The sequence below is a fragment of the Tranquillimonas rosea genome, from assembly GCF_900111315.1.
Classification (GTDB): Bacteria; Pseudomonadota; Alphaproteobacteria; order Rhodobacterales; family Rhodobacteraceae; genus Tranquillimonas; species Tranquillimonas rosea.
The window spans coordinates 50,964-66,106 of record NZ_FOGU01000001.1 but is presented as its reverse complement, the minus strand read 5'-3'; the positions used below and the strand labels follow the sequence as shown (position 1 = coordinate 66,106).

The window sequence follows — 15,143 nt, the reverse complement described above, 5'->3', positions numbered from 1 at the left end:
GCTGACATGGCCCTGCTCTTTCGCTGGCTTCTGCGTATCTTTTCAGGGCTCCTGTTTCTGGGGCTTGCGGCACTTGCCATCGCGTACTGGTTCGCGGCACGGTCGCTGCCGGACTACGATGCGAGCTTTCGTGTCGAGGGCGTGGAGGGACCCGTCGAGATCGTGCGGGACAACGCCAACGTGCCCCATGTCTTTGGCGAGACGGATGCGGACGTGTTCTACGGGCTGGGATTCGCCCAGGCGCAGGACCGGCTGTGGCAGATGACGATGCTGCGCCGCACGGCACAGGGGCGGCTGAGCGAGCTTTTCGGGCAGCGCACGGTGGCGATCGACTCGCTGGTGCGCCGGCTGGATCTCTACAACGCAGCGGTGCGGTCGGTCGAGGACCAGACGCCCGAGGCACGCGCGGCGCTCCAGGCCTATGCCGACGGGGTCAATGCCTGGCTCGAGCAGGTGAACGCGGGCGCCCGGGGGCGCGGGGCGCCCGAGTTCTGGCTCTTCAGCCCGCAGATCGCCCCATGGCAGCCCGCCGACAGCCTTGCCATCATCAAGCTCATGGGGCTGCAACTGTCCTCTCACGTCCGGTCCGAGGTGCTGCGGGCGCGGACATCCTTGGCGCTGCCGGACGCGCGGGTTCGCGACATCCTGCCGGACGCGCCGGGCAACGGCATCACCGCCCTGCCGGACTACGCGGCGCTGTTCCCCGACGCCCCGCGCTATGCCAAGGCCGACGACGCACCGCGGGATTCGCTGTCGCCGGTGATGCCGCGGTCACTGGCCGGGGCGTCGAACGCCTGGGCCGCGGCGCCGTCGCGTGCGGCGGCCGGGGGCACGCTTCTGGCGAACGATCCGCATCTGGGCTTCACGGCGCCGTCGATCTGGTACCTGGCGCGGCTCGAGCTCGACTCGGGCGGGGTGATCGGGGCCACCATTCCGGGCGTGCCAACAATCCTTCTTGGGCGCAGCGCAGAGCTGGGCTGGGGGCTGACCTCGTCGTACCTGGACGACCAGGATCTGCATATCGAGAAGGTGAATCCCGACAATTCCGAAGAGGTGCTGACACCCGAGGGCTACAAGCCGCTCGAGACGCGGACATCGATCATCGAGGTCGCGGGAGCCGAGCCGGTAACCCTGACGCTGCGCTGGTCCGAGAACGGGCCGATCCTGCCGGGCAGCCAGTACGATCTGGGGACCGTCACGCCGCCGGGCCATGTGGCGAGCCTGTCATGGACCGTGCTGACCGCCAACGACACCTCGTATTCCGCCGCCTTCGACCTGATGCGCGCCAAGAGCGTCGAAGAGGGGATCGCGGCCTCGGAGACGTTCATCGGCCCCAGCCAGAACCTCACGTTGGCCGATGGCGAGAGCATCGCCCTGAAGATGATCGGCGCGATGCCGCGGCGGGCGGATGAGCACCAGAGCAAGGGGCGGATGCCGACGCCCGGCTGGCTGTCACGGAACCGGTGGCAGGGCCGCCTGCCCTATGCCTCGAATCCCGAGTTCGTGGACCCGACCGGCGGCATCCTTGGCAATACCAACAACAAGCTGCTGGACCGGCCGTTTCCGCTGCATGTCTCGTTCAATTGGGGCGACACACAGCGGATCCAGCGCTGGCGGCGTCTGATGCAGAACCGCGAGGTGCATACGCGGGAGAGCTTCATCGAAGCGCAGCTCGACACCGTGTCGCCAACCGCGCGGTCGCTTCTGCCGCTGATCGCCGCAGATCTGTGGTTCACCGGCGAAGCCGCGCCCGATGGCACGCCCGCGCGCCAGCGGCAGCGCGCGCTGTCGCTGCTTGCCGAATGGAACGGCGAGATGAACGAACACCTGCCGGAGCCGCTGATCTATGCCACCTGGTTGCGGATGCTGCAGGAACGGCTGATCCGCGACGACCTGGGCCCCCTGGCCGACGAGTTCGCCCATGTGGAACCGTTGTTCATCGAGCGCGTGTTCCGCGACACCGGCGGTGCGTCGGCCTGGTGCGATGTTGTGCAGTCCGCGCGGACAGAGACCTGCGAGGAGATGGCGCGGCTGTCGCTCGACGACGCGCTGATCTGGCTGGAAGAGAATTACGGACGCGCGCTGGAATCGCTGCGCTGGGGGGATGCGCACCAGGCGACGCACGACCACCAGGTCCTGGGCGACACGCCGATCCTGAAGTGGTTCGTGAACATCCGGCAATCGACCTCGGGCGGAGATTTCACCCTGCAGCGCGGGATGACCGCCGGGACGGAACCGGAGCCGTTCAACAATGTCCATGGCGCGGGGTATCGCGGGGTCTACGACTTTGCCGACCCGGAATCGTCTGTGTTCATCACGGCGACCGGGCAATCGGGGCACCCGCTGTCGAGCCATTACGACGACCTCGGAGAGTTGTGGCGGCGCGGCGAGTATATCCCGATGTCGCTCGACCCAGAGCTGGCGCGCGCGGGCGCGGTGGGGATCACCCACCTGCGTCCGCGCTGAGGGTCAGAGGTCGCGGAAGCGCTTTTCCTGCCGGGCGGTCCAGTTCACGTCGAGCGTGAAGCCGGCCTCGTCCTGGCTCTCGGCCTCGACCACGCCCTGCTCGTGCAGCCAGGCCCGGCGGCGTCCGTCGGAATAGGGCACCGTGATCCGGCGTCGCGTGCGGGCGTCGTCGGCAAGCTGGGCGATCGCGGTGCCGACCGCGTCCATCCCTTCGCCCGTCCAGGCGGACATCGCCAGGACATTGTCCGTCCGGGCGGCCTGCGCTTCGAGCGTGGTGCGACGGTCGGCCGGCAGACGGTCGATCTTGTTCCAGAACTCCAGCACCGGAATCGTCTCGTCCACGCCAAGATCCGACAGGATCGCCTCGACATCCTCGGCCTGTTCCTCGGCCTCGTCGTGGCTGATGTCGCGGACATGGACGATCAGGTCGGCGGCCAGCACCTCTTCCAGCGTGGCGCGGAAGGCGGCGACGAGCTGCGTCGGCAGGTCCGAGATGAAGCCCACCGTGTCCGACAGGATCACCTTCTTGCCTGTTGGCAGGACGACCTGGCGCATCGTGGGGTCCAGCGTGGCGAACAGCATGTCCTTCGCCATCACCTCGGCCCCGGTCAGCCGGTTGAACAGCGTCGACTTGCCCGCGTTGGTATAGCCGACAAGCGCCACGACCGGGAACGGCACCTTGGCGCGGCTGGCGCGGTGCAGTTCGCGCGTCTTGACGACCTTGTCGAGCTGCTTCTTCAGCCTGTTGAGCTGTTCGTCGATGGCGCGGCGGTCCGCCTCGATCTGGGTCTCGCCCGGGCCGCCGATGAAGCCCAGTCCGCCCCGCTGACGTTCCAGGTGGGTCCACGCCCGGACAAGGCGCGTGCGCTGATAGCTCAGATGCGCCATCTCGACCTGAAGCACGCCTTCCTTGGTGCGCGCCCGGTCCGAAAAGATCTCGAGGATCAGGCCGGTGCGGTCCAGCACCTTCACGTCCCAGGCCTTTTCGAGGTTGCGCTGCTGCACGGGGCTGACCGGCCCGTCTACCAGGACCAGCCCGATCTCGTCGCGCTTCAGCTGGGTCTTGAGATCCTCGATCTTGCCCGAGCCGAACAGCGCGCCGGGATGGGCCCGCGGCAGGCGCACGACCTCGCCGCCGACGACCTCGAGGCCGGGCAGCGCATAGGCAAGCGACACGGCTTCCTCGAGCGCAGGTTCAGGCTCGCGGCGATCGGTATCGGTCTGGATGTCGGGATGCAGAACATAGGCGCGCATCCCGTCGGTTTCGGCGGTGTCCAAGATCAGTCGTCACCATCGTAGAGGTTGATCGGCGAGGCGGGCATTATCGTCGAGATTGCGTGCTTGTAGACAAGCTGGGACTGTCCGTCCCGGCGCAGGAGCACGCAAAAGTTGTCGAACCAGGTGATCACGCCCTGAAGCTTGACACCGTTGATGAGGAAAATGGTGACCGGAACCTTCGTCTTCCGGACATGATTGAGAAACGCGTCCTGCAAATTCTGTTTGTCGGCCATAGCTGTCGTCCCGCACCCTTTTTTTCTTTGACCGAACCGCGTCGGGCGGCCTTATGCAACGGTTTCCGAGTATGAAGCCGGATCCTCTGAGTTTCCAGACATAAAACAGAAGGTTAGACCCGGTTCCGGCTCAATTCCGCCAGAAGGCGGGATTCATCAGGGCGATCAGCGCCAGAGTCTCCATCCGCCCCAGCACCATGGCCGCCGCGAGGATCACGCGCGCGGAATCGCCAAGCGTGTCGTAGCCCGTCGGCGCCGAGCCCGCGACCTCGGCCAAGGGGCCGGTCGTCGACAGCGCCGCGATGGTCAGGATCACCGACTGCTCGAACCCCTGCCCCGTCAGCGACAGCGCCGCCATCACCGCGGCGACCGACAGCGCGAAGAGCATGAAGAAGATCCAGGCGATATAGGCGCCCCGGCTGCGGATTCGCCGCGCCTCGGTCCCCGCGCCGCCGACCGAGTTGGGATGGACGAGCTTTTCCAGCTCGCGCGTGCCGTGGGCGTAGAGCGCGTAGATCCGCAGGAGCTTCACGCCGCCCGCCGTGGTGGCGACCCCGCCCCCGACCAGCGACAGGCCCACCAGGATCAGCCCCGGCGTCGACAGGCCCGACCAGTCGCGGGCGGTGATCCATTCGGTGCTTTCCCAGCCCGTCGTCGTCAGGAAGGACATCGTCGTGAACACGCCGCCCCAGAACGCCTTGAGCGCCGCGACGACGTTTTGCTGATCCGCGATATCGTAGGCGCCGGCCCAGTGCCGCAGCACCAGTAGCAGCGGCAGGACACCCACCACGGTCAGGCCCATCCGCAGTTCGGGATCCTTCGACAGCCGCAGCGCCGCGGCGCCGGTCGCCTCGCGGCTGAAGGTGCGGCGCGACAGGGCGAACACCATGAACAGCGCGACGAGCATCTCGGCAAAGATCGTCGATGTCGGGCCTTCGCCTGTGGTGATGCCGGAGGTCGCGAGCGTCGACATCGCGTGGCAGACCGCGTCGATCGGCGCCTCTCCGGCGATGATCAGGCAGACCCCCAGCACCAGCGTCAGGCCGGCATAGATCGGCGCGAGATCCCGCGCGAACCGCTGCAACCGTTCGTCCGCGTCCGCGACCCGCGTGATCTGCGTCGCGCTGAGCGAAGCATTCCCCGCCTCGCGCCCCGAGGCGACCTCGAAGCCGCCCAGATTGAGCGGCGCAAGGATCGCGACCGCGCTGACCCAGATCAGGAATCCGCCCATCCATCCCACCAGCGCACGCCAAAGGTGAAGGCTGTCCGACAATCGCTCGGGCGCGTAGAGCGTCGCGCCCGTGGTCGTCAGGCTCGACACCATCTCGAACCACCCCGACAGGAAGCGCGTATTGCCGACGGCCTCGACAAAGGGCACGGCCAGCATCGCCGGCAACAGGGTGTAGGCCGCGATCAGCGTCGACAGCTGGCTGCGCACCAGCCGCCGCCGGACCCGCCCCCGCAGCGCCAGCGTCAGCAGCGCCAGGATCACCACGAACAGAAGAGCCGATTGCAGGAAGGCCCGCGCGGTATCCCAGTCGCGCGCCAGCGCGGCGTGCATCGCCGGCACCAGCATCGCCGCCGCGCCGATCCCGGTCAGCGTGACGCTCAGCGGCAGGCGGGCGCTTGCGAGCGGTGCCATCAGAAGAAGTCGATCGAGACCTGGAACAGCCGTTCGACCTCGGGCACGTCGGCGGCCAGCGCGAACAGCACGATGATGTCGCCCTCCTCGATCCGGGTGCGGCCGGTCGGCTTGATGACCTTCTCGCCCTTGCGCAGGCTTCCGACGAGCACGCCCTCGGGAAAGTCGATGTCCCGGATCAGCTGTCCCGCGATGGGGGATGTCGACAGCACCTGCGCCTCGATCACCTCGGCCTCGGCGTCGCCGATGGAATAGACGTTGCGCACCCGGCCGTGACGGATGTGGCGCAGGATCGAGCTGACGGTCGTGGCGCGCGGGTTGATGTAGGCGTCGATGTCGAGCGGCGACATCAGCGGTTGCAGCGTCGGATCGTTGACCAGGCAGATCGCCATGTCGCAGCCGGCCGACTTGGCGCGCACGGCGGCCAGCAGGTTGGTCTTGTCGTCGTCGGTCACGGCGAGGATGGCGTCGGCCTTGGCGATGTTCGCCTCGTTCAGAAGCTCCATGTTCAGGCCGTCGCCGTGCAGAACGATCGTCCGCTCCAGCGCGTCGGCGGCGCGCTCGGCGATGCGGCGATCCTTTTCGATGATCCGGGCACGGACGCGTTCGGGGCGCTTCTCCAGCGCGCGCGCCACGGTCAGGCCGACATTGCCCCCGCCGACGATGACGATGCGTTCCTGCCGCGCTGTGGTCTTGCCGAAGATCTCCAGCGCCCGGTTCACGTCGTCGTGGTGGGCCATGATGTAGATCTGATCGCTCTCGAACAGCTGATCGTTCGGCTCTGGCGCGAACAGACGGCCCCGGCGGCGGATGCCCACGACGATCGCGCGCAGGGTCGAGAACAGGTCGGTCAGCTGGCGCAGCGGCGTGTTCAGGACGGGACAGTCGGGTTCCAGCTGGATGCCCAGAAGCTGCGCTTGGCCGTCGAGAAAGCTCTGGGTGTCGAAGGCCGCCGGCGCGTTCAGCCGGCGCAGGGCGGCGTCCGCGACCTCGCGCTCGGGGCTGATGACCACGTCGATCGGCATGTGGTCGCGCCGGTAGAGGTCCGAGTAGATCGCGGTCAGGTAGCTCTGCGCCCGCAGACGCGCGATCTTGCGCGGGATCGCGAAGACCGAGTGGGCCACCTGGCAGGTGACCATGTTGACCTCGTCCGAATAGGTCGCCGCGATGATCATGTCGGCGTCGCGGGCGCCGGCATTGTCCAGCACGTCCGGATAGGACGCGAAGCCCGCTATGCCCTGCACGTCCAGCGTGTCCGTCGCCCGGCGCACGAGCTCGGCATTGTTGTCGACGACGGTGACGTCGTTGCGCTCGCTCGACAGGTGGCGCGCGATCTGCCAGCCGACCTGGCCAGCGCCACAGATGATGACCTTCATGACATCCCCTTCATGGGCCCCCGGGATCTCTTGTCACTTCGGGGCACCGTGTTCAATGGCTCACCCGTTCGAGGAAGTTGCCGAGCGCCGCGGTGAAGTCCTGTGGCGCTTCGCGCATCGGCCAGTGTCCGGCATCCATAAGCAGGAGTTCCCCGTGCGGCAGCGCCTGTGCCGCCCGCCGGGCATGTCGCCAGCCGATCAGCCGGTCGCCCTTGCCGTGCACGACCAGCACCGGGCAGGTGATCCGGTCCAGTCGGTCGCCGAACGTGGTGCGATAGCGCCAGGGCGCGACCTCGCCGCGCAGGAAGGCGCGGAAGGCCTGGTTGCGGGCCTGCACCCGGGCCTCGTCGTGCATCTCGTCCACCAGCGCGCCGGTCACCCGCGAGGGGCGCCGGAACACCCCGGTCAGCGCGGCCCGCGCCGCTAGCCGCCGCCGCGCGACGAGCCGCGGGATCATCGCCCCGCCCGGCCCCTTGGTCCATAGCCACAGCAGCGGATGCACCGGCGCCCGCGGCGCAAGACCATAGCTGCCGACGAGCACCAGGCTGCGCACGCGCTCGGGCGCATGCACGGCCAGCCACAGGCCCATCCCGCCGCCCATGGAATTGCCCACGACATGCGCAGGCGGTGCCGAGACCGCCTCCAGGAACCCGGCAAGCCACCCGCCCAGCGTGCCCAGATCCTGCACCGGCCCGAGCGATGCGCTGTCGCCATAGCCCGGCAGATCGGGCGCGATCGCGCGGTAGGTGCCGGTTAGCGTCGGCAGCGTCTCGCGCCACGAGCGCCGCGCGCGATCGATCCCGCCGCCATGCAGCAGCACGACTGGCGCACCGTCGCGCGGCCCCTCGTCCAGATAGGCGACCGGCCGGCCATCGACGGTGACGAAGGCCGGCTCAGCCGCCATGCGCCTCGCTGGGCTCGTCCTCGTCGATATGCGCCACGCGGCTGCCGGTCTTGTTCGTCGTCACCACGTTCAGCGACTTGAGCTTGCGGTGCAGGGCCGAGCGTTCCATGCCGACGAAGTTCGCCGTCCGCGAGATGTTGCCGCCGAAGCGGTTGATCTGCGTCAGAAGGTATTCCCGCTCGAACAATTCGCGCGCCTCGCGCAGGGGCAGTGTCGCGAGGCTGCCGGACAGCACAACGCGACCGTCCTCGGGGGCCGGTCCGTCATTGCCGGGCAGCTCGCGCGCCTCGATGTCGCCCTTCTCGGGCCCCAGGATCAGCACCCGCTCGATGACGTTCTTGAGCTGGCGCACGTTGCCCGGCCAGACCAGTGTCTGAAGCATCGCGACCGCCTCGCCGGACAACTGGCGCAGCGGCAGGCCTTGGGTCTTGTTGAACTGCTCGATGAAATGCGCAGCCAGTTCGGGGATGTCCTCGCGCCGGTCGTCGAGCGAGGGTACGGTGATCGGAACGACGCTGAGGCGGTGGAACAGTTCCTGCCGGAACCGGCCCGCGGCGATCTCGCCGGCGAGGTCGCGGTTGGTGGACGAGATCACCCGCACATCCACGCGCACCTTGTCGGTGCCGCCGACCCGCTGGAACTGCTGGTCGACGAGGACGCGCAGGATCTTCGACTGCGTCCCCGGCGGCATGTCGGCCACCTCGTCGAAGAACAGGACGCCGCCATGCGCCTGTTCCAGAAGCCCCGACTCGATCCCCCGCTCGGGACTTTCGCGGCCGAACAGGACCTCTTCCATCCGCTCCGGCTCGACCGTGGCCGACGAGACGGTGACGAAGGGCGCGTCGGCCCGGCCGGAATTGGTGTGGATATACCGCGCAGCGACCTCCTTGCCCGCCCCGCCCGGGCCGGTCAGCATCACCCGGCCGTTCGACCTGGTCACCTTGTCGAGCTGCGATTTCAGTGACTTGAACGCAGAGCTCGACCCGATCATCTCGGCCATCTGGCCGTCGCGCCGCTTGAGTTCCGAGTTCTCGCGGCGCAGGCGCGAGGCTTCCATCGCGCGGCTGATGACGACGATCAGCTGGTCGATGTTGAACGGCTTCTCGATGAAGTCGTAGGCGCCCTGCTTGATCGCGGCGACGGCGATCTCGATGTTGCCGTGGCCCGAGATGATGACGACGGGAACCTCGGGATTGTCGCGCTTGACGGTCTTGAGGATGTCGATCCCGTCCATGTTGCTGTCTTTGAGCCAGATATCCAGGATGATCAGGCCCGGAGGATCGGCATTGATCTGCGCCATGCATTCGTCCGAGTTCGCGGCGACGCGCGTCTGGAAGTTCTCGTCGTTCAGGATGTCCGCGATCAGTTCACGAATGTCGCGTTCGTCGTCGACGATCAGGATGTCGCTCATTGTCTCTGCCTCTCCTCAGCCCGCCAGGGCCTGAACGGCCCCTGTTTCGGTTTCACCACCCAGAACGGGCAGCCTTATTTCCGCCCGTGCACCGCACCGCGCGCCGGGTTCGAACGGGTCGGCATCCGTCAGGGTCAGGGTGCCGCCGTGTTCCTCGATGATCTTCTTGACGATGGGCAGGCCCAGCCCGGTGCCCTTGTCTCGGGTCGTCACATACGGCTCGAACAGCCGCGCCCGGTCCTCGGGCAGGCCGATCCCGTTGTCGGAGATCGAGATCAGTGCCTGGGCTCCGGATGTCTCCATCGTGACGTGGATTGCGGGTGCGTAGCCCTCGGGCGCGCCCTTTTCCTTGAGCGACTCGATCGCCTCTCCCGCATTCTTGATGAGGTTCGTCAGCGCCTGCCCGATCATCGCGCCATCGAGATCGCCCATGATGCTCGTGTCGGGGAGATCGGCGCTGATCGCGACCTCCTCTTGTCCGGTCTGCTGCAATAGCACCGCCTCGCGCACCAGCGCGACAAGATCATGGGTCCGCCGCTCGGGCTCGGGCATGCGCGCGAATTTCGAGAACTCGTCAACGATATGGCGCAGGTCGTTGGTCTGGCGGACGATGACGTCGGTGTATTGCTCCAGCGTCTCGGGATCCTCGACCTGGCGGGAGAACTTGCGCTTGATCCGCTCGGCCGACAGCTGGATCGGGGTCAGCGGGTTCTTGATCTCGTGCGCGATCCGGCGGGCCACGTCGCCCCAGGCCGCCATGCGCTGCGCCGCGACCAGGTCCGAGACGTCGTCGAAGGCAACGACATAGCCTTCGAGCTTGCCATTTTCGTTGCGCCGGGTCGCCATGCGGACAAGCAGGCTTTCCAGCCGTCCCTCGCGGCTGACCTTGATCTCTTCCTGCGCGCCCTCGGCCTTGGACTTGCGCAGCTTGTCGAACAGGGCGCCGAACTCGGGCACCGCGACGGAAATAGAGGTGCGCTGCTGGTCGCTTTCGCTCAGGCCCAGTAGCCGCTCGGCGGAACGGTTCACGAAGGTGACGCGGCCCTTGGAATCCAGCCCGACGACCCCCGCCGTGACCGATGACAGGACCGAGTCGAACAGCCTCCGGCGCCGCTCGATCTGGGCGTTGTTGGCCAGAAGCGTCTCGCGCTGGCCCTTCAGCTGCTTGGTCATCTGGTTGAACAGACGGCCCAGCATGGCGATCTCGTCGTTGCCGTCCTCTTCCTTGACCCGCACGTCCAGATCGCCCGAGCCGACCCTCTGCGCTGCGCCGGCCAAAGCCCCCACCGGGCGCGAGAGGCGTTCGGCGAACCACAGGCCCAGCCAGATCGCCGCGAGGATCAGGATCACCGCAAAGCCGACATAGAGCAGCCCGAACTCGAACAGGATGCGGCCGCGTTCGTCTTCCAGCTGGTTGTAGAGGCGGACGGTCTCCTGCGTGTCGTCCAGCAGCGACAGGATCTCGCCGTCCACCGTGCGGCTGACGTAGAGAAAGCGGTCGGCAAAGCCGGGGACCGCGGTCAGGGCCCGGAACTCGTTGATCGGCCAGTCCTCGATGATGACCGTCTCGCCATCGGCGGCGCGCTCGACCGCCGAGTTGGGCGGTTCCTCGTAGTCGAACAGGTAGGACCGCTCGCCGCGGGCCCGGATCCGCCCGGTACCGTCGATGACATAGGCTTCGCGCAGGCCGCGCTGGATCTGCCCCTGCCCCTGCCCCAGCATCTGCCGCAACTCGCCGTCCGACGGCATGAACGCGCTGGCGCTGCCGCCCCGCAGGTAGCGGGCCAGCGCCTCTGCGTCGGTGGCCAGATCCTGCCGCTGTTCCTCTTCATAGGCTTCCGCCGCGGCGAGCGAGGCGCCCACCACGTTGCGCACACGGTCCGAGAACCAGCCTTCGAGCCCCACGTTCACCGTGAGAACGGCGAAGATCGCCACCGTCACCGTCGGGATCAGCGCGATGAGCGCGAACACCCCGGTCAGGCGCAGGTGGAGGCGCGAACCTGCGGACTGCGCCCGCCGCGCCGCGACCATCCGCGCGATGGTGCCCAGCACCAGCGTCGCCACGACGAGGATGTAGACGAGATCGACAAGCAGGATCAGCCGCAGCGTCAGCGACGTCGCGCCCTGGTCCATTGGACCGAGCACAAGGAAGGTCAGAAGCGCAAGCGCCGGACCAAGAACCACGAGGCCAAGGGTCGCGGCGTTCTGCACCCGCCGGTGCCGTCGCAGCCGCGACACGCGCTCCCATGTGGCCGCCCGCACGGGACTCGTCACGAGTTGACCCCCAACAGCTATGCGGCGCGTGATCGCGCCACCCCATATGATGGCGGCCGAAAGTCGTATGACACCCAACCGCCACTCGGCTGTTGCGGTTTTACATCAACTTGCGCCGCCGTGTCACGCGGATATCCAGATCGGTGATCTTCTTGCGCAAGGTATTGCGGTTTATGCCGAGCAGGTCGGCGCATTTCGCCTGATTCCCGCCGGTCGCATCCAGCGCGATCTCGATCAGGGGCATCTCGACCTCGCGCAGGATCCGGCCATACAGGCCCGGCGGCGGCAGCACCCCGCCATGCAGGTCGAAATACCGCTTGAGGTGCTTTGCGACGCTTGCCGACAGCTTCTCGCCCTCGCTCCCGCCCACGAGCGGCTCCATTGCGGGCTGGTTGCCCAGCACCGCCTCGGCCTCGGCACGGGTGATCTCCTCTTCGGACGAGGTCACGACGAGCCGGCGGATCATGTTCTCGAGCTGGCGCACGTTGCCGGGCCAGGAATAGGCGCGGATCAGGTCCATGGCGTCGGTGGAAAAGCGCCGTGCGGTCAGTCCGTCACGCTCGGCCCGGGCAAGGAAGTGGTCGGCCAGCAGCGGGATGTCGTCCACCCGCTCGCGCATGCTGGGCACGTTCAGCGTCACCCCGCCGAGACGATAGAACAGGTCCTGCCGGAAGGCGCCCGCCTCCATCTTGGCGTTGAGGTCGGTCTGGCTGGTGGCCATCACCCGCGGCGCGCTGTCGCTCATCCCGTCCAGCATGCGGACGATACGGGCCTGCGCCTCCTCGTCGAAATCGCCCACCTCGTCGAACAGGACCGAGCCGCCCCGTGCCCTTCCGAGGATCGCCGAGGGGCCGTCGACCGAGGCAAGGTCGGCTGCCCCCGCCACCACGAAGGGCAGCGTGCGGCGATCCGAGAAATCGTGGATCGCACGCGCGATCAGCGACTTGCCGGTGCCCGATTCACCGGTGATCAGCACCGGCAGGTCGGTGTTCATCACCCGCGCCACGAGGCGGTACAGCGACTGCATCGCCGGCGTCCGCCCGACAAGAGGAAGATCGCCCGCAGCGCCGGCCTCGGCCTCGGCGATCCGGGGCGGCGGAGAGGCGCGGCGTTTGACCTCCAGCGCCTTGCTCGCCCGCTTCATGAGGTCCGGCAGGTCGAAGGGCTTGGGCAGGTAGTCGAACGCCTCGGCCTCGGCCGCCTGGATCGCGGTCATGATCGTGTTCTGTGCGCTGATGACGATGACCGGCAGGCCGGGACGCTGCTTGCCGATCTGCGGCAGCGCCTCCAGCCCGTTGCCGTCGGGCATGATCACGTCCGAGATGACGAGGTCGCCCTTCCCCTCGTCGACCCACCGCATCAGCGTGACCATGGATGAGGTCGCATGAACCTTGCAGCCCGCGCGCGTCAGCGCCTGGGTCAAAACCGTGCGGATCGTCCTGTCGTCGTCCGCGACCAGTACCGTGCCGTCCATCAGCCCGTCCTTGTTCTGTTGTCGCTCATGCCTCCTCCGCGTCTTTCGGCGCGACGGGAAGCGATATGCGGAAGGCGGTGCGCCCCGGCACCGAGTTCACGCTGATCCAGCCCTCGTGGTCCGAGACGATCTTGCTGACCAGCGCCAGCCCCAGCCCGGTGCCGTTCTCGCGGCTCGAGACGAAGGGTTCGAAGATGTCCGCCTCGATCTCGGGCGGAAGGCCGGGGCCGTCGTCGATGATCTCGACCTGCAGTGGCAGCGCGGCCCCGGACCCATCGGACCGGCGGATCCGCAGCGACAGGTCATAGAAGGTCCGGATCCGGATCGTGCCGCCCTCGTCGCCCATCGCCTGGGTCGCGTTGCGCAGCAGGTTCAGGAACACCTGAAGCATCTGGTCGCCGTCGACATGGGTCTGCGGCAGCGAGGGATCGTATTCCTCGATCAGCCGCATGTGCGAGGCAAAGCCGACCATCGCTGATTTCCGGGCCCGGTCCAGCAGATCGTGGATGTTGATCGCCTTTTTCTGCGGCGGGCGGAGGTTGCCGAACTGCTCGACCTGTTCCAGCAGGGCGACGATGCGCCGGCCCTCGGTCACGATCAGGTCGGTCATCTCGAGATCGTCGCCCGACAGGTTCATCGACAGAAGCTGTGCCGCCCCGGTGATCCCGGCGAGCGGGTTCTTGATCTCGTGCGCCAGCATCTCGGCCATGCCGATGGCCGAGCGCGCCGACGACTTGACCTTGTGCGCCTGGCCCAGCCGGTCGGCCAGCTGCCGCGGCTCGATCAGCACCAGAAGGTGCCCCGGCTGCCCCGCCAGCGGCGCGATCTGCATGTTGCAGACCGACGGCGTACGGCTGCCGGTGCCCACGTCGACATTGTTGATGAAGAGCGGCGCGTCATCCTTGCGCACCCGCCCGAACGCGTCGTCCAGGGGCGAGTCGATGGCCAGCCGGTCGAACAGCGGTGCCCCCGAGAGCGAGCGGCGCGAGGCGTTGAGGAATTGCTCGGCCGCGGGATTGATCTCGACGATCCTGTCGCTCACGTCCACCAGCAGCGCCGGGATGGGAAGCGAGGTCCAGAGGGTTTCGGTCAGATCGCTCATGCGGCCTCCGCTTGCGCGCCGAGCGCGCCGGGCAGCCGACGCAGCACGTCGACGGGCGTGGCGGTCAGGACCTCGCGCCGCAGGCCGTCCGGCGTTCCGGCCTCGTCCATGTACCAGCCCAGGTGCTTGCGCACGACGCGCGCGCCCAGCTCGGGGCCGTAGAAGTCGAGGCTCGCCTCGTAATGCGCCGACACCATGTCCGCGAACTCTGCCCGTCCCGGCGCCGACTGCACCGGCCGGCCCTGCAGATCGGCGGCGATCTGTGCCAGCAGCCACGGACGGCCCTGGATGCCGCGCCCCACCATGACGCCCGCCGCGCCCGAGGCGGCCAGCGCGGCACGGGCGTCAGCGGCCCCGCAGATGTCGCCGTTCGCGATCACCGGCACGTCGACGGCGCGGACGACCTCGCCGATGGCGTTCCAGTTAGCCTGCCCCTTGTAGAACTGGCAGCGCGTCCGACCGTGGATCGTCACCATCCGGACCCCGGCCGCAACCGCCCGCCGCGCCAGGTCAGGAGCGTTCAGGCAGTCGTCGTTCCAGCCAAGCCGCGTCTTCAGCGTGACGGGCACGCTCACCGCGCCCACCACCGCCTCGATCAGCGACAGCGCGACGTCCGGCGTCCGCATCAGGGCCGAGCCCGACAGCCCGCCCGTCACCTTCTTGGCCGGACAGCCCATGTTGATGTCGATGATCCTCGCGCCGTTCGCTTCGACCATGCGCGCGGCCTCGGCCATCCACCGGGGATCGCGCCCGGCAAGCTGGACGGACGTGCCTTCGACGCCAAAGCCCAGCTCGGCCCGCTCGCGGACGCCGGGCTTGGCCTGGACCATCTCCTGGCTAGCCACCATTTCGCTGACGGTCAGGCCGGCGCCGTACCGGGCCACGAGCTGCCGGAACGGCAGATCCGTGATCCCGGCCATGGGCGCCAGGAAGACCGGAGAACTGACGGGGATGTCCCCGAGTGCCGAAATCAAGTCGCCTAT

Annotated in this window: 11 protein-coding genes; 1 reads left to right on the top strand and 10 read right to left on the bottom strand. The window is 67.8% G+C overall.

Going from position 1 to position 15,143, the window contains the following annotated elements; translation table 11 throughout:
* The first annotated feature begins 6 nt into the window (after positions 1–6).
* Positions 7–2,466, top strand: coding sequence for a penicillin acylase family protein (locus BMZ25_RS00310; protein WP_092686714.1), 2,460 nt, complete (start codon positions 7–9; stop codon positions 2,464–2,466).
* A 3-nt stretch (positions 2,467–2,469) separates the two neighbouring features.
* Here BMZ25_RS00310 and hflX read toward each other — a convergent pair whose 3' ends face one another.
* The 10 genes from hflX to dusB form a co-directional block, all read right to left on the bottom strand.
* Positions 2,470–3,720, bottom strand: coding sequence for a GTPase HflX (gene hflX / locus BMZ25_RS00305; RefSeq protein ID WP_092688117.1), 1,251 nt, complete (start codon positions 3,718–3,720; stop codon positions 2,470–2,472).
* 26 nt (positions 3,721–3,746) lie between these two features.
* Complete coding sequence (hfq, locus tag BMZ25_RS00300) at positions 3,747–3,977, bottom strand: RNA chaperone Hfq (protein WP_092686711.1); 231 nt, start codon at positions 3,975–3,977, stop codon at positions 3,747–3,749.
* Between the two features lie 130 nt (positions 3,978–4,107).
* Positions 4,108–5,619, bottom strand: a complete 1,512-nt coding sequence (locus BMZ25_RS00295) for a TrkH family potassium uptake protein (RefSeq protein WP_092686708.1) — start codon at positions 5,617–5,619, stop codon at positions 4,108–4,110.
* On the bottom strand, positions 5,619–6,995 hold the full coding sequence (gene trkA / locus BMZ25_RS00290) for a Trk system potassium transporter TrkA (RefSeq protein ID WP_092686705.1): 1,377 nt from the start codon (positions 6,993–6,995) through the stop codon (positions 5,619–5,621). The genes BMZ25_RS00295 and trkA overlap by 1 nt, the downstream gene beginning before the upstream one ends.
* A 52-nt stretch (positions 6,996–7,047) precedes the next feature.
* On the bottom strand, positions 7,048–7,899 hold the full coding sequence (locus BMZ25_RS00285; protein ID WP_092686702.1) for an alpha/beta fold hydrolase: 852 nt from the start codon (positions 7,897–7,899) through the stop codon (positions 7,048–7,050).
* Entirely contained in the window at positions 7,889–9,310 is a 1,422-nt protein-coding gene (gene ntrX, locus BMZ25_RS00280) for a nitrogen assimilation response regulator NtrX (RefSeq protein ID WP_092686699.1), read from the bottom strand. Before ntrX ends, BMZ25_RS00285 begins: the two co-directional genes overlap by 11 nt.
* Positions 9,311–9,325: 15 nt before the next feature.
* Positions 9,326–11,584 (bottom strand): sensor histidine kinase NtrY-like, encoded by a 2,259-nt coding sequence (locus BMZ25_RS00275; RefSeq protein ID WP_408033418.1) that lies wholly within the window; start codon positions 11,582–11,584, stop codon positions 9,326–9,328.
* Positions 11,585–11,684: 100 nt separating this feature from the next.
* A complete protein-coding gene (locus BMZ25_RS00270) occupies positions 11,685–13,058 on the bottom strand; it encodes a response regulator (protein WP_092686694.1) in 1,374 nt (457 codons plus the stop codon).
* Between the two features lie 25 nt (positions 13,059–13,083).
* The gene (locus BMZ25_RS00265) at positions 13,084–14,160 is read right to left on the bottom strand and encodes a two-component system sensor histidine kinase NtrB (protein WP_092686691.1); all 1,077 of its coding nucleotides are present in this window, start codon (positions 14,158–14,160) and stop codon (positions 13,084–13,086) included.
* Positions 14,157–15,134: a tRNA dihydrouridine synthase DusB gene (dusB, locus tag BMZ25_RS00260; protein WP_268874168.1), complete on the bottom strand. Its 978-nt coding sequence runs from the start codon at positions 15,132–15,134 to the stop codon at positions 14,157–14,159. Before dusB ends, BMZ25_RS00265 begins: the two co-directional genes overlap by 4 nt.
* Positions 15,135–15,143: the final 9 nt, after the last annotated feature.